This window comes from Nocardia sp. NBC_01009, assembly GCF_045208035.1.
Taxonomy (GTDB): Bacteria; Actinomycetota; Actinomycetes; order Mycobacteriales; family Mycobacteriaceae; genus Nocardia.
Map to the genome: position 1 here is coordinate 2,323,324 of NZ_CP108695.1, position 20,200 is coordinate 2,343,523.

Consider the following 20,200-nt stretch of genomic DNA (forward strand, 5'->3'; position numbering starts at 1 on the left):
TAAACTGTGATGGTGGCAGCTACTCAGAGACCGGTCCTTGTCGTCGACTTCGGCGCGCAGTACGCCCAGCTGATCGCCCGGAGGGTCCGCGAATCGAGTGTTTTCTCCGAGGTGATCCCGCATACCACCACGGTGGAGGAGATCGCGGAGAAGCAGCCGCTCGCGGTGATCCTTTCCGGTGGTCCCTCCAGCGTGTACGCCGAAGGCGCGCCGCAGTTGGACGCCAGGCTGTTCGATCTCGGCATCCCGGTTTTCGGCATCTGCTACGGCTTCCAGGCCATGGCGCAGGCGCTCGGCGGCACGGTCGCGCACACCGGCACTCGCGAATACGGCCGCACCGAAGTCAGTATCGACGGCGGCCTGCTGCACGGCGGCCTGCCCACCATTCAGCCGGTGTGGATGAGCCACGGCGATGCGGTCACCGACGCGCCGGAGGGCTTCGAGGTCACCGGCACCAGTGCGGGTGCCCCGGTCGCCGCATTCGAGGATCGGGCCCGCAAGCTGGCGGGAGTGCAGTATCACCCGGAGGTGCTGCACTCGCCGCACGGTCAGCAGGTGCTCAGCCGGTTCCTGCACGACCTGGCCGGCATCCCGGCGACGTGGACCCCGGCCAATATCGCCGACTCGCTGATCGCCGCGGTGCGCGAGCAGATCGGTGACGGCCACGCGATCTGTGGTCTGTCCGGCGGTGTGGACAGCGCGGTCGCGGCCGCGCTGGTGCAGCGTGCCATCGGTGATCGGCTGACCTGTGTGTTCGTCGACCATGGCCTGTTGCGGGCCGGGGAGCGCGAGCAGGTGCAGCAGGACTTCGTCGCCGCGACCGGCGCCAAGCTGGTGACCGTCGACGCGGTCGAGAAGTTCCTCGGTGAGCTGAAGGGCGTCACCGACCCCGAAGAGAAGCGCAAGATCATCGGCCGTGAGTTCATCCGGTCGTTCGAGGATGCGGTGTCGGAGGTGGTGATCGCCGAGGGCGCCGCGATGTCGGATGGCTCGGGTCCCTCGGTCGAGTTCCTGGTGCAGGGCACGCTGTATCCGGATGTCGTCGAGTCCGGTGGCGGCACGGGCACCGCGAACATCAAGAGCCACCACAATGTCGGCGGACTGCCGGACGATCTGGAGTTCGAGCTCGTCGAGCCGCTGCGGCTGCTGTTCAAGGACGAGGTGCGCGCGGTCGGTCGTGAGCTCGGGCTGCCGGAGGAAATCGTTGCGCGCCAGCCGTTCCCGGGTCCGGGTCTGGCCATCCGCATCGTCGGTGAGGTCACCGCGGACCGTCTCGACACCTTGCGGCAGGCCGATGCCATTGCCCGTGAAGAACTTACGGCTGCGGGCCTGGATCGGCAGATCTGGCAGTGCCCCGTTGTGCTGCTCGCGGATGTGCGCTCGGTCGGCGTGCAGGGTGACGGCCGCACCTACGGTCACCCGATCGTGCTGCGCCCGGTCTCCAGCGAAGACGCGATGACCGCGGACTGGACTCGGCTGCCCTACGAAGTGCTGGAGCGGATCTCCACCCGCATCACCAATGAAGTGGCGGAGGTCAACCGCGTGGTCCTCGATGTGACGAGCAAGCCGCCGGGCACCATCGAGTGGGAGTGATGCGCGCCTGATCCTGTTCGATCTCGGCGGGGTTCGGATCGTGTGGTCCGCGCGGTCCTGATCCTGTTCGACCCCAATGGGGTTCGGATCGTGTGGATCGCGCCGTCCCGATCGCGTTCGATCCCAGCAGAATTCGTGGCGTGGCGTGACGGCTGTTCGCAGTCGAGGGAGGGGCGGCCGTACTCCCCGCGTCGAAGGTGTCGCGCCCGATCGACCGTGTGGTTCGGTCGCCGCCTCACTCCATCACAGTGGGTCCCGTCGGCCTGCCGAGGATGAACTGGCCGAGCAGCATGCCACCGCCGAGATAGGACCGGGTCGGCGTCAGCGGGATGATCCGTCCCACCGGGGTTCCCTGGTCGGTCGGTTCGTCGTCGGTCTCGGGTCTGTCGAACGGGTCTGGGGTCATCGCTTTCTCCTCGGTCGTCCGACAAGAATGACCCGTCTTGCGGACGGGTCATTGTCGTCGGTCATGTTCGGTTGTCGGTCAGCGTCTGCGTGGGGAGACCACCAGCAGGATGCCGATGACGATGGCGGCGATCACCACGATCCAGCCGAGTGGGATCACGCCGGTCGCGGGCATCGAGGCCGGGCCGACAAAGGCCCAGACGCTGACCGCGAGCGCGAGCAGGCCGACGATCAGCAGCGAGGCGGACGGTCCGCGTCGGTCGGTCGAGTTGTTGGTCTCGGATTTGTCAGCCACGACGCACCTCCGCATTGCCTGCCCGGACGTTGACCTTCAGATCGAGCACCGGTGCGCCGGGGGTGTTCGGGCCGGTAATCCCGGTGGGGCAGTTGACTTCCCCCATATTGACGGTGCACACGGTGCGCACCGTCATGCCCGCGGGCAGCAGCACCTTGGCCTCGCCCATCTTGACCGCGAGATCTACGCTGCGGCTCTCGGTCAGATTCAGCGACCGCAGGTCCAGCGTGCCGGCTCCCATGGTCACCGCGTAATTCGCATTCAGCTCGGTTATCGAGGCCGGCGCCCAGGTGCGCTCACCCATGGTGGCGTTGTCGAACTCGATCGGGCCGATCATCGAAGCCAGCATGACGAACCCGGCCAACGGGGCGGTCACCACCAGCAGGCCGTAGCCGCGCCGCAGGAACGCGCCGAGCACCATGCCGAGGCCGATCACTGCCAGCGCCACCGCCGCGATTCGCCCCGGCGTCATCCAGTCCACGCCCGAGGCTGCCGCCGCGCCTGCTCCCGCCGCGGCGAGGATGGCAAGGCCGAGCACCACTGGTGTCAGTCGGGAGCGTGGACGTTGCGGGGGCGGCGCGACGATGGTCCGGGTGGGGGTCGGTTCGGGCAGATCCCAGGCGAGCGGGGCGACGCCGAGCGGATCCCAGGAGGGCGGAGTCCGGTCGCCGAAGGCGGCGTGGGTCGGTGCGCTCGTGGTCCTCGTCGGTAGCTGACCGGTCAGGGACTTCGGAGTTTTTGTGCCGGAAGAAGTTTCGTCGGAGCCGAGGCTCTTTTGGACGGGTGCCGAGGTGGGCACCTCGCTGTTCGAAGCGTGGTCGGTGTCGGCGGGCGTGTCCTTGTCGAGCGACGGCGTTGCGCCCGAGCCGGATAGCGAGCCGCCTGTTTCGGGCGTCGTCCTCGTCTCAGGTACCGGACCGCTGGTGTCGGACGACGGGGTCTCGGTCGTGGTGTTCGCCTCGGGTGTCGTGGAGTTCGACGACTGGGTGCCGGACGTAGATGTGCCTGCGAACGGCGCTCCCTGTGGTGACAGCGTGCTCTTGTCGGACAGTGCCGTGTCGGCGCTCTTGTCGAGTAGGGCCGTCTCGGCTCCGCTCTTGTCGAGCAGGACAGTGTCGGTGTCGTTCTTGTCGAGCTGCGCTGTGTCAGTCGTGGTCTTGTCCAGCAGCACTGCCTCGGCGTTGTTCTTGTCCAGCAGGACAGTCTCGGCATCGCCATTGTCGAGCAGCACCACATCGGGTGCTACGCGCTGCGCCTGAGCGCCTGCGCTGCGTTGAATCGGAGTTGCGGTCGCCTCGTCCTGCGGAACCGGTGTCGTCTCGGGCTGAACCGGTGTGTCCGGGACGTAGGCGTCCGGCAGCTTGGTGTACGGCGTGTACACGCTGGTCGACGGGACATCGGGGGAGTAGAAGTCAGCGGTGTTCGTCCGCAGCGGGGATCCGGAGGGGAACACCGTGCCGGGATAGCCGGTCGCGGCGATGCCACCGTCGGCGACGAAACCGTCGAATGCGCTGGTGCCGGGCGGCGGTGTCGGCTGTCGCATATGCAGCATCCACCAGCCTGCCAGCATCAGTGCCATGCTGATCAGCCCCGAGCCGGCCAGCCCGACCCCGACCGGGCCCATGGTGCTCACCGCGATGGCCAGCGCCACGATCAACACGATGGTCTTGGTTTGGGACTGCGAACTCTGCCCCTTGCCGAACAGCGACTCCGCCGCCGACGCCTGATCCCCGTCTTCACTCAGCAGCAGCCAGGCCAACAGATACAGCACGATCCCGGCGCCACCGAAGATCGTCGACACCACGAGCGCGACCCGCACCAGCACCGGATCGACGTTGTAGCGCCGCCCGAAACCGGCCGCGACGCCCGCGATCGGACCTTGCCGCGGCAAGCGGACGGGCCGCGTGTGCCACATCTGCTGGAGTTGATCGCCGAAGCTCGTTTTCGTCATGTTTCCCATAGTGGGCTTGACCAGCACTTCGGCACATCGGGGGTAACCCTGAAAAATTCACTGATCCTTTTGGACCGTCCGGTCTGTACTTGGAGCATGATCGGATCCCCGAACACCCTGATCATGACCAGTAACAAACCCTTCGGGCGGTGGAGCGGGTTTGTCCCTCAAAGGCGACAGCTACCGGCTCGAAGACCGCGACCTGGGCCGCATCCCCGCCCGTTGAACCAACGACTGAAACACGCAATAGGCGGCATCATCGTGCGCTGAACGCGGTCGAGAAGGGTCGGATCCTCTGCGATGAGGTGCCTTCGCCGGTGTGGGGCGTTGCGTCGGGCCGGCACCGCTGCCGATGATCCCGCGAAATACACGGACCGGTGCCTGTCCACCCCTGCCTTTGTCCGCTGTGACCAGGCCGAACACCGTGTCAGTGAGCCTGTCAGGTCGATGTCAGGTCGGTGTCAACCCGGCCGGTGAAAGTAACTCCTGTCAACAGCACAGCAACCGCAACCCCCAGGGCTACGGAAGCGATGCGGGACGAACCCAGTTCACACACCGCACCCATTGCACACGTTAGAAGGAGTACCGCCATGCCCGCATTCGCGACCCCGGAACCGATCACCCTCACCGTCGACGTGCTCTCCGCTGACGTCCAGGTCATCGCCTCCGACCGTAGCGACACCGTCGTCGAGGTCCGACCGGCCGATAAGTCCAAGAAGGGTGACGTGCGCGCCGCCGAGCACACCCGGGTCGATTTCGCCGCCGGCACCCTCACGGTGACAGCGCCGAAGGATTGGCGGACCTACACCCCGTTCGGTGGCAACCCGTCGATCGAGGTGACCATCGAGGTGCCCACCGGCTCTCGACTGAAGGCCACCGCCGCGGTGGGCCGACTGCTGGGCATCGGTGGACTCGGTGAGTGCGACCTGGAGATCGCCGCCGGCGACATCATCGTCGAACGCCCGCTCGGTTCGGTGACCGCGAAGGCCGCCAAGGGCGACATCCGTATCGACGAAGCCTCACGTGGTGTGTTGCGGCTGGAAACCTCGATGGGCGAGCTGGAGGTGGGTATCCGCCCGGGTAGTGCGGTGCGGTTGGAAACCAACACCTTGCACGGCAGCGTGCAGAACGTGATGGGACCGGTCGACCGACCGCGGGACACTGCGGACATCGTGCGGGTGGATGCACGGAACTCGTTCGGCAACATCATCATCCGGCACGCCACCGCCGCCTAACGCACCCAGCTTCCATCGACCCCGAGGTGCTCGGCGAGCTGTTCGCCCGAGCGTGACACCAGAGAGAAACGGAACCATGAAAATGCAATCCCCAACCGCCGCACAGGATCGCCCGGAGCTGCAGAAGGCCATCCAGGAGATCGTCGATTCCGGTTTCGCCGGGGTGTCGCTGCGCGTGCACGATGAGCAGGGCGAGTGGGTCGGCAGCGCCGGGGTGCGCGAGCTGGGCGAGACCGAGAAGCCGCCGACCAACGGGCACATCCGGATCGGCAGCAACACCAAGACCTTCACCGCGACCCTGGTCCTGCAACTGGTGGCCGAGGGCAAGATCGCACTGGACACACCAGCGGCCGACTACCTGCCCGAGTTCGGGCTGGACCAGCGGATCACGGTGCGGATGCTGCTACAGCACACCAGCGGGGTGTTCAACTTCACCGGCGAGTATTACCCCGACGGGACGGTCGCGGCGGGGATCGTCTGGTCGGGCAAGGAGTGGGTGGACAACCGGTTCAAGACCTACCGGCCCGAGGAGTTGGTGCGGCTGGCGTTGTCCAAGCCGGCACGGTTCGAGCCGGGGACGGACTGGAGCTATTCCAACACCAACTACGTGCTGGCCAGGCTGCTGATCGAGAAGGTCACCGGCCGCTCGTTGGCCGAGGAGATGCAGCGGCTGATTCTGGGGCCGCTCGGACTGTCGGACACCGTGGCACCGACCACCCAGCCGGAGCTCCCCGAGCCGCACGCCCACGCCTACTACCGGTACGAGGACGCCGGTGAGCAGCAGACGGTCGACGTCACCCGCCAGAACCCTTCCTGGATCTCCAGCGGCGGTGACATGATCTCGACTACCCGCGATCTCCACACGTTCATCTCCGCGCTGATGGGCGGCGAGCTGCTGCCGGCCCCGCTGCTGGCCGAGATGTGCACGCCGGAATCCAAGGTCGGTTACGGCCTGGGGGTGTTCGTGCAGGACGCGGGCCCGAACGGCGGCACCGTCATCTCCCACAACGGCGGCATCGCGGGCCACGCGGCGCTGATGTACAGCACGCCCGACGGCGCCAAGACCCTGACCGCGTCGCTGAACTATGTGGACGACGCCGCAATGTCGCTGGCAGCGGCGTTCCAGAAGGCGACGCAGCGACTCGTCGAGGAGGTGTTCGGCGGCGGGCAGGCCGGGTCGGCCGACGCGGCCTAGCCGGCACAGCCGACGGGCTGGACACCGCATGTGCCACGTTCAACAAGCGAGCGTAGACGCGACGAGTTCACGCCAGCTCGCTTGTGCACCCTCCCTCGTCGCCTCGGTGAAGCGCGCTTCACCGAGGCGACGTCGCGCTGTCTGCTCGATCCGGGCCACATCCGGTTGGGAACGATCGGGCAGTCCGCGTACTCCGGCACTCGCCGCGAGCAGTCGCACAGCCTGCTCGTTTTGGTCGTCACGGAGCGCCAGGTCAGCGATCCCGACAAGTATCTGAGCGACAAGAGGCGCGTGCCCCGCCATGGTTGCCGCCCGGAAGGCCGCGGCATGTTGTTCCCGGGCTTCGTCGAGACCGCTTGCCAGATACCCGAGCAGGTCATGTATCACCGCACTGATGTTCACCTGCTCCGCGTCGCTGCCCAGCATGGTCGTCGCGACGTCGATCTGCTGGTATGCCTGCTCGGTATCACCGCTCCAGCGGGCCAGCTCCGCCTTCGCCAGGGCCAGTTCGGCCAGTGCGCTCGGCCAGGCGACCTGATCCGCGCAGCGCTGCGCCTCGGACATAGCGGCCGCGCTCGCCTTCGCATCACCCAGCAGCCAGTACAGCTGAGCCTGCCGCGACCGCATCCGGACCACATCCTCGATCGCGCCGACCTCGGTGACCACCGCGATCGCCTGGTCGAGATGCTCGCACGCACCGGCGAACTCGCCGCGCATGGCGATTCGATTCGCCAGCTCGGTCAGCGCGAACGACATCCCCCAGCGCTCGCCGAGGGCCCGGAACTCGGCAAGCGCCAGCTCGAGATACGCGTCCGCATCCCGCCCGTCGTGGCCGAGCACAATCCGCAATTTGCCCAGCTGCAGCCGGGCCAGTGCACGCACCCAGGGATCGTCGTCGGTGAGCAGCGATTCGAACGCGGGCAGATACTCGTCCGGCCCCTGCAACATGCGTTCCAACGCGCCGACGAACCCCAACGTCGGATGGCCGGCCCGACCGCCCCGGCTGAACTGGTACGCCTTGTGGATCCATTCCTCCACCTGGTACTCGTCATTCCGTCCGGAGCTCACGAAATGCACGACCAGCCCGTACACCGTCGCGCGGGTCCCATCGTCCACCTCGCCGGGCGCGTCGGCGGCCGCGGTGATCAGTTCCAGGCCCTCGGCCTTGTGCCCGCCGAGCCACCAGTACCAGCCGGCGGCCGCCGCGAGCCGCAGCGCCCCGGTCGCGTCGCCGGCCGCGAGCGCGCCGCGCATCGCAACCGCGATGTTGTCGTGCTCGACCTCGAGCGTGGCGAGCCACTCCAACTGCTCGGCGCGGCGCAGATGCGGCTCCGCGGTGTCGGCGAGTCCGGTGAAGTACGCGAGATGCGCATGGCGCGCCGAATCCGATTCCCCCGCCTCCACGAGCCGGTCCCGGGCGTACTGCTTGATCGTGTCGAGCATCCGATAGCGCGGCCCGCTTTCCCCCGCGGTGCGCAGCAGCGATTTCTCGGTCAGCGCGGTCAGCAGCTCGAGCACCTCCCACTGCTCGACCGCCGCGTTCTTCCCGTCCCCCTGCCCTTCGGGCCCGCCCCCCGCGCCCGTGCAGACCTGCTCGGCCGCCTCCAGGCTCGCGCCGCCGGCGAACACCGCGAGCCTGCGCAGGACCATCCGTTCGGCGTCGGTGAGCAGCTCCCAGCTCCAGTCGACCACCGCTCGCAACGTCCGGTGCTGCGGCAGCGCGGTACGGCTGCCGCCGGTCAGCAGGCGGAACCGATCATCGAGGCGGTTGGCGAGCTGATCGAGGGACATGGTGCGCAGTCTGGCCGCGGCCAGTTCGATCGCCAGTGGTATCCCGTCGAGCGCCCGGCAAACGCGCGCCATTGTCGACAGTGTGCGGGCATCGGCCGCGAGATCCTTGTGCACCGCACTGGCCCGGTCCCACAACAGCTGAATGGCCGGGGAGGACTCGATCTCGCCGGGGTCCGCGTCCTCGGTCGGCAACGCCAGCGGCTCGACCTGCCATAATGCCTCACCCGTGATGCCGAGCGGTTCCCTGCTCGTGGCAAGGATCCGCAGCCGCTGGCACTCCCCGAGCACCCGGTGGGCGAACGCCGCCGCGGACTCGATCACGTGCTCACAGTTGTCCAGGATCAACAGGGTTTCGCGCTCGCGGATCGCCGCGATGAGCCGGTCCATCGGTTCCGCATTCGGTGCGCCGCCGAGCAGCGCATCCCGGAGCCCGAGCGCGGCGAGCGCCGATTGTGCCACGTCACCATTCGCGCCGACGGACGCCAGTTCCACCACCCAGGCCCCGTCCGGCAGGTCGTCGAGCAGGGTCCGCGCGGTTTCCAGGGCCAACCTGGTTTTCCCTGAGCCACCGGGCCCGGTCAACGTGGTGAGCCGATGGTCGGCGATGAGTTCGCGCACGACGGCGACGTCGGCGTATTTACCGACGAAACTGGTCAACTCGGCCCGCAGGTTCGTCCTGCGGTCTTCCTCCCGCACTCCCACTTCGCCGCGCAACAGCGCAACGTGCAGTGCGGACAGCTCCGGTGAGGGATCCACGCCCAGCGTGTCGGCGAGTGCCTCCCGTGCACTTTGGTACACGATCAGTGCCTCGGCGCCACGACCCGCGGCGCCGAGCGCACGCATCAGCGCGGTGACGAGCCGTTCCCGTACCGGATGCCGGGCCACCAGCTCGGTCAGCTCGGTGACCATCTCCGTACCCCGGCCGAGGCGGATCTCCGTTTCGTATCGATCCTCCAGAGCGGCGAGGCGCAGCCCTTCGAACCGGGCAACGACCGCGTCGACAGCCGCGTTGTCCCGCACATCGACGTCCTGCATCAGCGAACCGCGCCACAGGTCGAGGGCTTCGCGCAGCGGCTGGGCTCGTTGCGCGTCGTCACCGCCGCGGGCCTGGTCGAGAAGCTGTTCGAACCGCACGGCGTCGACAGCGTGGGGTTTCACCGCCAGCCGGTATCCGCCCGCCTGCTTGTCGAGCAACCCGTCCGGCAGCACCCTCCGCAGTCGGGAGACCAGTGCCTGCAAGGCGTTCGCCGCGTCGGAGGGCGGCTCCTCACCCCAAATCCAGTCGACCAGCGTCGCTTTCGGGACCACGCGACCGGGTTCGAGCGCAAGGGCGATCAACAGCGCCCGTAATCGAGCACCTGGTACTTCTATCAATCCGCCGTCATCTACTCGGATCTCGAGCGGTCCAAGCATCCCGATCTGCACCCGGACCATTCTGCCGTGGACGACGGGCAGTCAGCGGGCCGCCCCTCGGATGACAACCGCTCCGAACAACGACCAGCACAGCCTCGGAAGAGTAGACGCGTCGCGGCCAACGATTTGTCCGCTGCTTGCACTGCCGGATAGTCGGCGGTAGCGCATCCGAGGCACCAGGCGGAACATGTTGCCGGGCAAGCAATTCGATGCCCGATGTGACCGGGTCGAACACCGTGTCAGGTCGGTATCAGGTCGGTATCAGCCGGGCTGGCGACAGTGTTCATATGAATAGTTCAGCAATTGCAGCCTCTGGTCTGCGGAAGGCGTACAGGGACAAGACCATCCTCGATGGCATTTACGGCGTGTGCTCCCTCCCGGTCACCCGGGAGCAGAGGTAACTGATGGAACTCGAGGTGGACCGGGAGCGCTGCATCGGCGCCGGCATGTGCGCACTGACCGCCCCCGGAGTATTCGACCAGGACACCGAGGACGGCCGGGTGGTGCCGCTGGACCACACACCCGCGCCCGAGCGGGAGCCGGCCGTCCGAGAGGCCGCCCAGGTGTGTCCGTCCGGCGCGATCACCATCGTCTCCGACACGACGACCGGTAAACCCATCCCTACCAACTGATTAGGAAAACCCGATGAGTCAAACGGTTCCCGTCCCCAACGGCCTCCCCATGGAGCGCAATGCGGGCCCCTTCGACCCGCCCCGCGAGATCACCCGGCTGCGCGAGGCTCGCCCTGTCAGTCCCATGGTCTTCCCCGACGGTCACGAAGGCTGGCTCGTCACCGGCTACGACGCGGTCCGCCAGCTCATGGCCGACACCCGGTTCAGCTCCCGCCGGGACATCGGCGTTGTCCACGTGCCATACGAGACCCCCGGTATGCCCGTCGCCACCGAGCCGTCCCCGCAGCTGCCGGGCTTGTTCATCGCCATGGACCCGCCGGACCACACCCGGCTGCGGCGCAAGCTCACCGGCGCCTTCACCGTAAGACGCATGAAAATGCTCGAAGAGCAGATCATCGACATCGCCGAGCGGCAACTGGACGAGATGGCGCGCCTTACCCCGCCGGTCGACCTGGTCAAGGAGTTCGCGCTGCCGGTGCCTTCGCTCGTGATCTGCGAACTGCTCGGTGTCCCCTACGCGGACCGGGAGAACTTCCAGGTCAACTCCGCCAAGTTCTTGGTCAAGGACCAGTCGCTCGACGAGAAGATGGCCGCGTTCGGCGCAATGACCACGTACCTGGCCGAACTGGTCACGCGCAAGCGCGCCGCCCCTGGCGAAGACATACTGTCCGACCTGGCCCGCCATGACGACCTCAGCATCGAGGAGCTGACCGGCATCGCCTTCCTGCTGCTGCTTGCGGGCCATGAGACCACCGCCAACATGCTGGCACTGGGCACCTTCGCGCTCCTCGAGTACCCCGAGCAGCTGGCCGAACTGCGCGCTGATCCGGAGCTGGTCCCCGATGCTGTCGAGGAACTCATGCGCTACCTGTCCGTTGCCGATATCTTCTATCGGTACGCCACGGAGGACATCGAACTCGGCGGTGAAACAATCGGCAAGGGATCGACTGTCGTTGTCTCATTGCTGGCCGCCAATCACGACCCCCAGCGCTTCGACAACCCCGACACCCTGGATATCCACCGCAAGGCCCGCGGTCACCTGTCCTTCGGCCACGGTGTCCATCAATGCCTCGGCCAGCAGCTGGCCCGCATCGAGATGCGCGCCGGTTTCGACGGACTGCTGCGTCGCTTCCCGACCCTCGAGCTCGCCATTCCCGCCGACGAGGTCAAACTCAAGACCGACATGAATATCTACGGCGTCCACGAACTGCCGGTCACCTGGACGGAAACGGCCCGGTAGAACCGTCGGGCGAGCGCGTCACCTGTGTGGGCAGGGCCGAATCGAAACAGCGGTTCAGGCAACGCCGGGCCCTGTTCGGGTAGGGCGATACATCGCGGTGCCGACAGCCTTTTGTCTTGCGGATCGGTCGAGAAAATCGGTCTCCGGTTGCGTTCAGCCCGTCCGGCGTGGACTTGCTGCGAGCTCGATTCGCTGGGCAAGAGCGGTGCAGTCGATTGGTTGAGTCGTGTCGACTACGACGGTGGGTGTGATGCCGAGTGGCTCGGCTTGCTCGGCCCACACCTGCCAGTCGTCGGCCAGGCGCTGCTGGTCCTGATACAGGGCTGGACGGCGTCTGCGCGCATAGCGGGCCCTTGCTACCTCGGCTGGGACGTTGCACCACACTTCGACAGCGCGGTCGGCCCGCGTCTGTTCGATGCCTGCCTCGGCGAATGGCAAGTCGCGTGGTTTGAACCACCACGAGTCGATGACAACGGTTGTCAGTGTTGCCCGCGCGAGCGCCCACACCGCGTCCATGGCGATCCCGCCGATTGCGGGGATGACGACCGTATCGTCGACACAGCCGGCCAGCGCTTCCTTCACGACGTCCTTGGACAGGAACTGAGCCCCCAGCGCTGCGGCCAATGACCGGCCCAGCGTCGATTTGCCCGAGCCCGGCAATCCGTTGATCAGCACCAGAAGTTTGTCCACCGGGACATCATGACGAGGCGGGCCGTGATCGAAGAATGTGAGGACAGGTGGACGGCGGAAGTTCCCCGCTCGATTCGGCGCTGATGTCAGGTGATCCTGATCGGCAGGTCGGTGCGTTGATCGAATTGATCAAGCTCGGTGATGGTGCGGCTGTTGCCGACATTCTGCCGCTTGTCGGTTCGCGTGATGTCGCCGTTCGTAGTGAAGCGGTGCGGGCAATCGGATACCTGGGTGTGGCGCTGGTTCCGGTTGTCGGTCCGGTGCTGGTGCGAATCGCCGCCTATCGGTCGGGCGATCGATCGCAGTTAGAGGGGATCACTCGCGACGCAGCTCGAATGGAAGAGGACGAATCGGCCCGCTTCCTCAACGATTTAGAGGATCTGTTGCGGCCCCCGGTACCACCGACGTTGCCGGAGGACTCCACGCTCATCACGACCATCCTCGATCTGGTCGCGATGCGCTGGCCGTTGTACTCGCGGCAGGCCAGGCATATCCGCGACCAGCTGCCGACAGCGTGACCCAGCGGGCAGCTCGCTGTCGATTTCCACCTCACTTGTCACATCTCGACCATGTCGATCTCACCGCTGGTGACGAATATGACCGGTATGCGGCAACGGCCCTGTAGTCACAACCAGCGAAGATCAGGGTGTTTCCTGATGGTCGGGTGTCGGTGGGGCGTGTCAGTATCGAAAGCATGTACCCGTCTGTGCCGGCGTTCGATGCTGCCCGTGGGTTCGATGCTGCCCGGGGGTATGACCCTGCCCGGGGATTCGACCCTGGTCGGGGATTCGGTGTGCCCGGCGGATCGGGGTCGATGCCGGTGTTCGATCCAGGGCTGTCGCCGTATCCGCGGCTGGTGCGGCGCTCGGGTGGGCGGATTGTCGGCGGGGTAGCGGGCGGTATCGCCGATCACTTCGGGATCGACGTTTTCAAGGTGCGGATGGCGTTTGTGCTGCTGTCTGCGCTGGCCGGGGCGGGCATCGTCGGCTATGGGTTGTTGTGGATCTTCACCCCGGGCGGTGCGGATGCGGATCGGCCTTCCGGTGCGGAGCGCCGGCAGGGGATCGGGCTCGCGCTGCTCGGGATCGGGCTGGCGGTCGCAGTGTCGTGGCTGCTCAGCGGGACCGCGGCGAAGGTGATCATGCCGATCGTGGTGGTTGCGGTCGGTGCGGCGCTGGTGTGGCGCGAATACGACACCGACGGTCCGCGGTCGCTGCTCGGGCTGCCCGCGCGTCCGTCGGTGGTGACCTGGTCGCGCATCGTCGCGGGGGTCACGCTGATCGTGCTCGGACTCGGTGTGGTGGTGCTGGCCAGGATCGATCTGAGTTCCCTCGGGTCCGCGCTGATCGCGGTGGCGGTCACCTTGGTGGGGGCCGGTCTGCTGACGGTGCCGCTGTGGCTGCGCATGATGCGGGCGCTGAATGCCGAACGCGCGGCCCGTATCCGCAATGAGGAACGCGAGGAGATCGCATCGCACCTGCACGATTCGGTGTTGCAGACCCTGGCCCTCATCCAGCGGCAGGCCGACGACCCGCAGGAAGTGGCCCGGCTGGCCCGCGGCCAGGAACGCGAACTGCGGAAGTGGCTTTTCGAGGATGCCGGCCCCGCGCAGTCGAGTTTGGCCGCGGCCTTGCGCACGATCGCGGGTGAAGTAGAGGACCAGCACGGGGTGAAGGTCACCCCGGTGACCGTCGGGGATGTCTCGATGGATCCCGGCGACACCGGCGCGGGCCTACCCAAGGAGCATTTCACCGCCCTGCTCGGCGCGAGCCGGGAGGCCCTGGTGAACGCGGCCAAGCATGCCGGAGTCCCGGATATCGACCTGTTCGCGGAGACCGAGCCACACCAGGTGAGCGTCTTCGTGCGCGACCGCGGCACCGGGTTCGATATCGCGGCCATCCCGCAGGATCGGCAGGGTCTGGCGAAATCCATCCGCGGCCGGATCGAACGACGCGGCGGGCAGGTGGAGATTCTGTCGAACCCCGGCCGAGGCACCGAGGTGCGGATCATCATGCCGCGCAATGATTCCGGTGGTCACGACGATCAGGATGACGCGTCCGCGCCGACCGCTGCCGAAACGGTAGACCGGGTTCGGCAGCCGGTGCATCCCGGAAAGTGACGCAGTCCGCGCGGTTGGTGTGTCGGTTGTCGCGGATGGATCAGGAAGCCCGGGGGTTCCGGGTGAGTCTTGTGGTACCGATTGAGTGCGGGCAGCCCGAGGGCGGTCGGCAGTCAGGGTGGGCGATCCACCGACAGTTAGAGGAGAAGTAGGTGACCGTGCGGGTCTTTCTCGTCGATGATCACGCCGTATTTCGTTCGGGTGTCCGGGCGGAGCTGAGCCGCGAGCCCGATATGGAGGTCGTCGGGGAGGCCGGTGGGGTGACCGAGGCGGTTGCCGGGATCAATACCGCCAAGCCCGATGTCGTGCTGCTCGATGTGCACATGCCCGAGGGCGGCGGGGTCGCGGTGCTTTCCGGGATCGAGGATGGGCCGGTGTGTTTGGCGCTGAGCGTGTCCGACGCCGCCGAGGATGTGATCGCGGTGATCAGGGCAGGCGCGCGCGGCTATGTGACCAAGACGATCTCGGGATCCGAACTCGCCGACGGCATTCGCCGGGTTGCCGGTGGCGATGCGGTGTTCAGTCCGCGGTTGGCCGGGTTCGTCCTGGACTCGTTCACCGGCAAGTCGCCGGTCCCGGAGCCGCCGCTGGATCCGGAACTGGATTCGCTGACGCCGCGCGAACTGGAGGTGTTGCGCCTGCTCGCGCGCGGCTACACCTACCGCGAGATCGCGGAAACCCTGTTCATTTCGGTGAAAACTGTGGAGACGCACGCCTCCAACGTGCTCCGCAAAACCCAGCAGTCCAATCGCAATGCGCTGACCCGCTGGGCGCACCGCCGTCGCATCGACTGAATGCGCTCACATCACCGCGATGAGAATGGCGATGATGATGATCAAGCCGATCAGGAGGCCGACGGCGATCGCCAGCGGTGCCATGCTCGGCTGCGGCGGCTTGGCGCGCTGCGGCGGCGGTGCGCTCACCCCCACTGGTTGGGTGCGATGCGGCCGCGGCAGCGGCGTCGAGTGCGGACTGCGCAGTCCCGATGCGGAATTCCGCGCCGCCCACGCCGGAATCGTGCCGTCCTCGGTGCGCACCGGAGCGCCGAGAATATAGGGCCCGGTCCCGGGACCGAAGGCGGCGGTGAGGATTTCATCCCTTGCCTGGGCCATTGTCGGCCGCCGCTGCGGTGCGGGTTCCATCATGTGCAGCAGGGCGTTGGTGAGCATGCCGCTGCGGGTCGGCGGAATGATCTGCGCCATCGCCGCGCGCGTGACGAGGACATCGGTATCGTCGTCGAGACCGAACGGCGGCTGCCCCTCGATCGCGGTGTAGAGGGTGGCGCCGAGGGAGAAGACATCGCTCGCCTCGGTCGGCTGCGCGCCACGCGCCACCTCGGGGGGTAGGTAGGCGGGGGTGCCGGTGATCACGCCGTCCGGGTCGTCGGAGCCTTCGCCCGCGCCGCGCGAGATGCCGAAGTCGCTGAGCTTGGCCATGCCGACGACCGGACCGCGGTCGGCGACGAGGATATTGCCCGGCTTGATATCGCGGTGCACGATGCCCGCGGCATGCGCGGCGGCCAATGCATCGGCGACCTGGGCGCCGATCTGCGCCACCTCGATCGGCGGCAGCGTGTCGACCAGCGACAATGCCTTCGCGACATTGCGCGAGGGCAGGTGCTCCATCACCAGCCATGGCTCACCCGCTTCCAGCACCACGTCGTAGACGGCGATGGCGTGCTCGTGCGAGAGCTTCGCCGCCACCCGTCCCTCGTGCATGATCTGGCTGCGGATCGCGTTCGCCTCCGCTTCGCCGAGGCCGGCGGTGGAGAGCACCTGCTTGATGGCGACCTCTCGGTTCAGCAGCCGGTCGTGCGCGAGCCACACTGCGCCCATGCCGCCTCCACCCAGCTTCGACTGCAGGCGGTAACGGCCGGCGACCAGATAGTCCGGGCCGACAATGGGGCGGGGGCGATCGATCATGGGTGCAGGGTATCCGAATTCGGTGGTAGCTGGCCTGATTCGAGTCGAGAGTCCGCCAGCCACGGACGGTGATTTCAGCGCTCGTCTATGCCGGGCTCGCAGTGCGCGTGACAGTACTCGCGGCGTGCTCTTGACGGATCCCAGGGGTGGGTTTCTACTAAGAAGGTATCGAACGTATATTCGATACTGATCGATAGCTGGATCGGTGCTGGCTCTTGCTTCCGCTGACGGGAAGGGGGCTGCCCCGCATGCTTCGCCGTCGGGTCCATCGTGGGAAGTAGGTGGTAGAGATGGGTGCGGATGCGGAATCCCGAACGGGAGTCGGGCGGGATCGGACGCCACCGGGTGTGGCGCGTGGCGATGCGCCGACGCTGGATGAGCTGCGCAGGCGAATGGCGGCGATACCCGGTCGTGGTGCGGCGGCGGCCGAGCGGATTCCGCTCGGCTCCGAACTGCGCCGTGAATCGCTTGCGGTTCCGCCTGCTCTTGCGGAGTTATTGCCCGACGGCGGCCTGGCCAAGGGCTCGGTCGTGGCCTACAACGGGACGAGTTCATTGCTGGCGGGCTTGCTGGCCGCGGTGACCGAGGGCGGTGGGCACGCCGCGGTGGTCGGGGTGCCACGGCTCGGTCTGCTCGCCGCGGTCGAGATGGGCGCTCAGCTCCAGCGGTTGGCGGTCGTCGCCGATCCCGGCCCCGATCCGGTGGAGGTGGCCGCAGTGTTGCTCGACGGCCTCGATCTGGTGGTGCTCGGCCTCGGCGGCGTCGCCGTCCCGCCCGCTCGGGCTCGCGTGATCGCCGCCCGCACTCGCAATAAGGGAGCCACTTTGGTGGTCACCAATGGCGGCTGGGCCAATCCGTCGCTTCGTCTGGACACCAGGGTCGCCGGATATGCGGGCCTCGGAGCGGGCCGTGGCAGGCTCCGCTCGGTATGCCTGGAAGTCGATGTCCGTAGCAAGGCGGGACCGCCTCGCCGCGGTCGGATAGCGCTGCGCCCGCGCGCGGGCCGAGTGGAATGGGTGTCGCTCGAAACCCTCGACGCGACAGTGGAAACGCCGGACACGCGCGGTGCGGCATCGTGAGCGCGTACTTCGGGGGTGTGTCATTCGGGGCGGTAGATCCGGCAAGTGAGGTGACGCCCGATGTGCGTGGTGCGGCACCGTGAGCCGAGCGGGCCTGTGGTGTCGCTCGCCGATGCGAGGTCGGATACGCATGGCCGCGGCCCGATGTGCCGGCCCGCACGCTGCCCGGCGCATCGGGACCGGGGCGTCGGGCCGCTCGGACGCGGATGGGCGAGGTCGGACGATACGGCCGATTCATGGGGCGTGGCACGGTGATTCAGCCGGGCCGGGTGCGGAGCGGTTCGCGGGTGCTGGCGCTGTGGTGCCTGGATTGGCCCGCGGTTGCGGCGGCGGCCGTGGCGCAGGTTCCGGCGACTCGCCCGGTGGCGGTGCTGGCCGCGGGCAAGGTGGTCGCGTGTTCGGCGATCGCGCGGTCCGAAGGGGTGCGGCGCGGGCTGCGGCGGCGCGAGGCGCAGGCGCGGTGCCCGAATCTTCTTATCGTGCAGTCGGATCCGGATCGGGATGCACGGTTGTTCGAGCCGGTGGTCGCGGCCGTCGATGCGACGGTGCCTGGGGTGGAGGTGTTGCGGCCCGGGCTGCTTGTGCTCGGTGCGCGTGGCGCGGCGCGGTTCTTCGGATCCGAGGAGGTGGCCGCGGAGCGACTGGTCGATGCGGTGGCCGCGGTCGGGGTGGAAGCTCAGGTCGGGATCGCCGACGAACTGTCCACGGCGGTGATCGCGGCACGGCGCGGCGCGATCGTGCCGCCGGGGGACGGCGCGCGATACCTTGCTCCACTGCCGATAGCCGAGCTCGCCGTCGAGCCGAGCTTGGCTGCGCCGGAGCGCGCCGACCTGGTCGATCTATTGCACCGCTTGGGACTACGACGGATCGGTAACTTTGCCGCGCTGACCTCGGTCGAGGTCGGATCGCGCTTCGGCGCCGACGCCGTGCTCGCGCACCGCAGCGCGCGTGGCGTGCCCGAGCGCCCGCCGTCGGCTCGTCGTCCGCCGCCGGATCTGACGGTGCAGTACCGCTGCGATCCGCCGATCGATCGAATCGATGCGGCCGCCTTCGCCGGTCGCATGCTCGCCACCCGATTGCACGCCGTGCTCGCCGCGGCCTCGGTGTCCTGCACCCGGTTGTCGGTATTCGCGGAAACTGAATCGGGCGAACAACTTTCGCGTATCTGGCGGTGTGCGGAGCCGCTGACTCCCGAGGGCACCGCCGACCGGGTGCGCTGGCAATTGGATGGCTGGCTCACTCGCCGCGACGGTGCCAGGCCCACCGCGCCGATCACGCTGCTGCGACTGGAACCCGTCGAAGTGGTGGCCTCCGGTGCGCTCCAGCTAGGGCTGTGGGGTGGGGTCGGGGAGGAGGACGAGCGGGCTCGTCGCGCCCTGATCCGGGTGCAGGGCCTGCTCGGCGGCGAGGCGGTGCAGGTCGGTGTGCTCAGCGGTGGTCGCGGCCCCGAGGAACGCATCACCATGGTCGCGCTCGGCGACGAGCCGGTGCCCGCCACCGACCCGGCCCTGCCCTGGCCGGGCCGCATGCCCCAGCCCGCGCCCGCGGTAATCCTGGTGAACCGTCCCGCGGTGCGTCTGGAAGCGGCCGACGGTACCCCGGTCCAGGTCACCGACCGTGGTCTGTTCACCGCGGACCCGGCCCGCCTGCACTGGGGGAGCCGGAATTGGCACTTGGCGGGCTGGGCCGGACCATGGCCGGTGGACGAGCAGTGGTGGACGCCCGAATCGCCCACCGTCGCGGCCGGCGTCGCGGCCCGCGCGCAGGCTCAACTCGCAGGCGAACCTGCCGACGTCCGCGTTCTGCTCCTCATCTACTACTCCGAAACCTGGCGCGCCGAAGGGCTTTACGACTGACCGGGCCGCGTCCAGACCATGGCCATGGTGAAGGGATGACCGCGCAGGTCCGCCCATTTGGGCTTGGCTGCCAGCCAGGCGTCGTCCACAAGTGCCTCGACCATTTCGGTGAGCACCCAGCCCGCCGCCAGCGCCGCGGACATGTGCGCGCTTACCAGATGCAACTCGGTGCTGATCGCGACCGGCGCACCCGATGCAGTCGTGTAATGCGTCGGCATCCCGGTCACCATCATGAACTGGGGGTGGTAACTGACCATGACGCAGGAAGCGCCCGGCGCGGCCAGCCGCCATGCCTCTGCGTAGTAGGGCTCGAGTTTCGGCAGGTGCTCGTCGATCAGCGAGGAGATCACCAGATCGTAAGCACCGCTGGGCAATCCGGTATCACGAACGTCTGCCTGCGCCAGCGTGGTGTGCGCACCGCGGGTCCTGGCCAGCTCCAACATGCCCGTGCTCATATCGACGCCGTCGATATTCGTGATCCCACGACCACGCAGCCAAGCGCCGGTGCGGCCGGTCCCGCAGCCGAGATCGGCGGCGCGCCGCACGCGCGCCCAATCCGGATGGTGCAGCCGCGCCAGCAGTGCGAGGTCCATCTCGTCCATGACGGTCTGCTCGTAGGTCGGAGCCCACCCGTCGTATCCGGTGGCGACGTCGACGGTGGGATAGTTACGGCGGTCGAAATCCGCGAAGGACGGCATGGAGCGAAGTATTGCCTGGACCGCGCAGCGCTCGCCAGCCGATTTCCGCCGGATGCGCCGACCGATCGCCATGCGTAGTGAGTCCG

17 protein-coding genes are annotated in these 20,200 nt (G+C 67.6%); 10 read left to right on the plus strand and 7 right to left on the minus strand.

Features of this window, described 5'->3' with window-relative positions; translation table 11 throughout:
- The first annotated feature begins 9 nt into the window (after positions 1–9).
- Entirely contained in the window at positions 10–1,593 is a 1,584-nt protein-coding gene (guaA, locus tag OHA42_RS10205) for a glutamine-hydrolyzing GMP synthase (protein ID WP_406236499.1), read from the plus strand.
- A gap of 235 nt (positions 1,594–1,828) precedes the next feature.
- Here guaA and OHA42_RS10210 read toward each other — a convergent pair whose 3' ends face one another.
- The 3 genes from OHA42_RS10210 to OHA42_RS10220 form a co-directional block, all read right to left on the minus strand.
- Positions 1,829–1,999, minus strand: coding sequence for a hypothetical protein (locus OHA42_RS10210; protein ID WP_406236502.1), 171 nt, complete (start codon positions 1,997–1,999; stop codon positions 1,829–1,831).
- Between the two features lie 78 nt (positions 2,000–2,077).
- Entirely contained in the window at positions 2,078–2,293 is a 216-nt protein-coding gene (locus OHA42_RS10215) for a hypothetical protein (protein WP_406236503.1), read from the minus strand.
- Complete coding sequence (locus OHA42_RS10220; RefSeq protein ID WP_406239255.1) at positions 2,286–4,253, minus strand: PspC domain-containing protein; 1,968 nt, start codon at positions 4,251–4,253, stop codon at positions 2,286–2,288. Before OHA42_RS10220 ends, OHA42_RS10215 begins: the two co-directional genes overlap by 8 nt.
- 581 nt (positions 4,254–4,834) lie before the next feature.
- Between OHA42_RS10220 and OHA42_RS10225 the strand changes: the two genes are divergently transcribed.
- Positions 4,835–5,479, plus strand: a complete 645-nt coding sequence (locus OHA42_RS10225; RefSeq protein ID WP_406236504.1) for a DUF4097 family beta strand repeat-containing protein — start codon at positions 4,835–4,837, stop codon at positions 5,477–5,479.
- Between the two features lie 82 nt (positions 5,480–5,561).
- Positions 5,562–6,674: a serine hydrolase domain-containing protein gene (locus tag OHA42_RS10230; RefSeq protein WP_406229450.1), complete on the plus strand. Its 1,113-nt coding sequence runs from the start codon at positions 5,562–5,564 to the stop codon at positions 6,672–6,674.
- Between the two features lie 39 nt (positions 6,675–6,713).
- Here OHA42_RS10230 and OHA42_RS10235 read toward each other — a convergent pair whose 3' ends face one another.
- Positions 6,714–9,899 carry a BTAD domain-containing putative transcriptional regulator gene (locus tag OHA42_RS10235; protein WP_406236506.1) on the minus strand — a complete coding sequence of 1,062 codons (3,186 nt, stop codon included), beginning with the start codon at positions 9,897–9,899 and terminating at the stop codon, positions 6,714–6,716.
- Between the two features lie 383 nt (positions 9,900–10,282).
- Here OHA42_RS10235 and OHA42_RS10240 point away from each other — a divergent pair, with 383 nt between their 5' ends.
- Positions 10,283–10,510, plus strand: a complete 228-nt coding sequence (locus tag OHA42_RS10240) for a ferredoxin (protein WP_406236508.1) — start codon at positions 10,283–10,285, stop codon at positions 10,508–10,510.
- A 13-nt stretch (positions 10,511–10,523) separates the two neighbouring features.
- On the plus strand, positions 10,524–11,750 hold the full coding sequence (locus OHA42_RS10245; RefSeq protein WP_406236510.1) for a cytochrome P450: 1,227 nt from the start codon (positions 10,524–10,526) through the stop codon (positions 11,748–11,750).
- 153 nt (positions 11,751–11,903) lie between these two features.
- Here the strand turns inward: OHA42_RS10245 and OHA42_RS10250 are convergent, their stop codons facing one another.
- On the minus strand, positions 11,904–12,440 hold the full coding sequence (locus tag OHA42_RS10250; RefSeq protein WP_406236512.1) for an AAA family ATPase: 537 nt from the start codon (positions 12,438–12,440) through the stop codon (positions 11,904–11,906).
- 47 nt (positions 12,441–12,487) lie between these two features.
- Between OHA42_RS10250 and OHA42_RS10255 the strand changes: the two genes are divergently transcribed.
- The 3 genes from OHA42_RS10255 to OHA42_RS10265 all read left to right on the plus strand — a co-directional run bounded on the left by OHA42_RS10255 (position 12,488) and on the right by OHA42_RS10265 (position 15,353).
- Complete coding sequence (locus OHA42_RS10255; RefSeq protein WP_406236514.1) at positions 12,488–12,958, plus strand: hypothetical protein; 471 nt, start codon at positions 12,488–12,490, stop codon at positions 12,956–12,958.
- A gap of 296 nt (positions 12,959–13,254) precedes the next feature.
- The gene (locus tag OHA42_RS10260) at positions 13,255–14,559 is read left to right on the plus strand and encodes a PspC domain-containing protein (protein ID WP_406236515.1); all 1,305 of its coding nucleotides are present in this window, start codon (positions 13,255–13,257) and stop codon (positions 14,557–14,559) included.
- Positions 14,560–14,717: 158 nt separating this feature from the next.
- On the plus strand, positions 14,718–15,353 hold the full coding sequence (locus OHA42_RS10265) for a response regulator (RefSeq protein ID WP_406239257.1): 636 nt from the start codon (positions 14,718–14,720) through the stop codon (positions 15,351–15,353).
- A gap of 6 nt (positions 15,354–15,359) precedes the next feature.
- Here the strand turns inward: OHA42_RS10265 and OHA42_RS10270 are convergent, their stop codons facing one another.
- On the minus strand, positions 15,360–16,481 hold the full coding sequence (locus OHA42_RS10270) for a protein kinase domain-containing protein (protein WP_406236517.1): 1,122 nt from the start codon (positions 16,479–16,481) through the stop codon (positions 15,360–15,362).
- 290 nt (positions 16,482–16,771) lie between these two features.
- Here OHA42_RS10270 and OHA42_RS10275 point away from each other — a divergent pair, with 290 nt between their 5' ends.
- Positions 16,772–17,560 (plus strand): hypothetical protein, encoded by a 789-nt coding sequence (locus OHA42_RS10275; protein ID WP_406236519.1) that lies wholly within the window; start codon positions 16,772–16,774, stop codon positions 17,558–17,560.
- 236 nt (positions 17,561–17,796) lie between these two features.
- Positions 17,797–19,416, plus strand: a complete 1,620-nt coding sequence (locus OHA42_RS10280) for a DNA polymerase Y family protein (RefSeq protein ID WP_406236521.1) — start codon at positions 17,797–17,799, stop codon at positions 19,414–19,416.
- On the opposite strand, the gene OHA42_RS10285 is transcribed toward OHA42_RS10280, so the two are convergent.
- The gene (locus OHA42_RS10285) at positions 19,407–20,114 is read right to left on the minus strand and encodes a class I SAM-dependent DNA methyltransferase (protein ID WP_406236523.1); all 708 of its coding nucleotides are present in this window, start codon (positions 20,112–20,114) and stop codon (positions 19,407–19,409) included. The two genes, OHA42_RS10280 and OHA42_RS10285, sit on opposite strands and share 10 nt — an antisense overlap.
- Positions 20,115–20,200 lie beyond the last annotated feature (86 nt).

Coding starts and splice junctions, on each gene's coding strand:
- guaA (WP_406236499.1), top strand. CDS start 10: ATGGTGGCAGCTACTCAGAGACCGGTCCTTGTCGTCGACTTCGGCGCG.
- OHA42_RS10275 (WP_406236519.1), top strand. CDS start 16,772: ATGGGTGCGGATGCGGAATCCCGAACGGGAGTCGGGCGGGATCGGACG.
- OHA42_RS10225 (WP_406236504.1), top strand. CDS start 4,835: ATGCCCGCATTCGCGACCCCGGAACCGATCACCCTCACCGTCGACGTG.
- OHA42_RS10235 (WP_406236506.1), bottom strand. CDS start 9,899: ATGGTCCGGGTGCAGATCGGGATGCTTGGACCGCTCGAGATCCGAGTA.
- OHA42_RS10245 (WP_406236510.1), top strand. CDS start 10,524: ATGAGTCAAACGGTTCCCGTCCCCAACGGCCTCCCCATGGAGCGCAAT.
- OHA42_RS10285 (WP_406236523.1), bottom strand. CDS start 20,114: ATGCCGTCCTTCGCGGATTTCGACCGCCGTAACTATCCCACCGTCGAC.
- OHA42_RS10240 (WP_406236508.1), top strand. CDS start 10,283: ATGGAACTCGAGGTGGACCGGGAGCGCTGCATCGGCGCCGGCATGTGC.
- OHA42_RS10220 (WP_406239255.1), bottom strand. CDS start 4,253: ATGGGAAACATGACGAAAACGAGCTTCGGCGATCAACTCCAGCAGATG.
- OHA42_RS10210 (WP_406236502.1), bottom strand. CDS start 1,999: ATGACCCCAGACCCGTTCGACAGACCCGAGACCGACGACGAACCGACC.
- OHA42_RS10260 (WP_406236515.1), top strand. CDS start 13,255: ATGCCGGTGTTCGATCCAGGGCTGTCGCCGTATCCGCGGCTGGTGCGG.
- OHA42_RS10230 (WP_406229450.1), top strand. CDS start 5,562: ATGCAATCCCCAACCGCCGCACAGGATCGCCCGGAGCTGCAGAAGGCC.
- OHA42_RS10280 (WP_406236521.1), top strand. CDS start 17,797: ATGGGGCGTGGCACGGTGATTCAGCCGGGCCGGGTGCGGAGCGGTTCG.
- OHA42_RS10270 (WP_406236517.1), bottom strand. CDS start 16,481: ATGATCGATCGCCCCCGCCCCATTGTCGGCCCGGACTATCTGGTCGCC.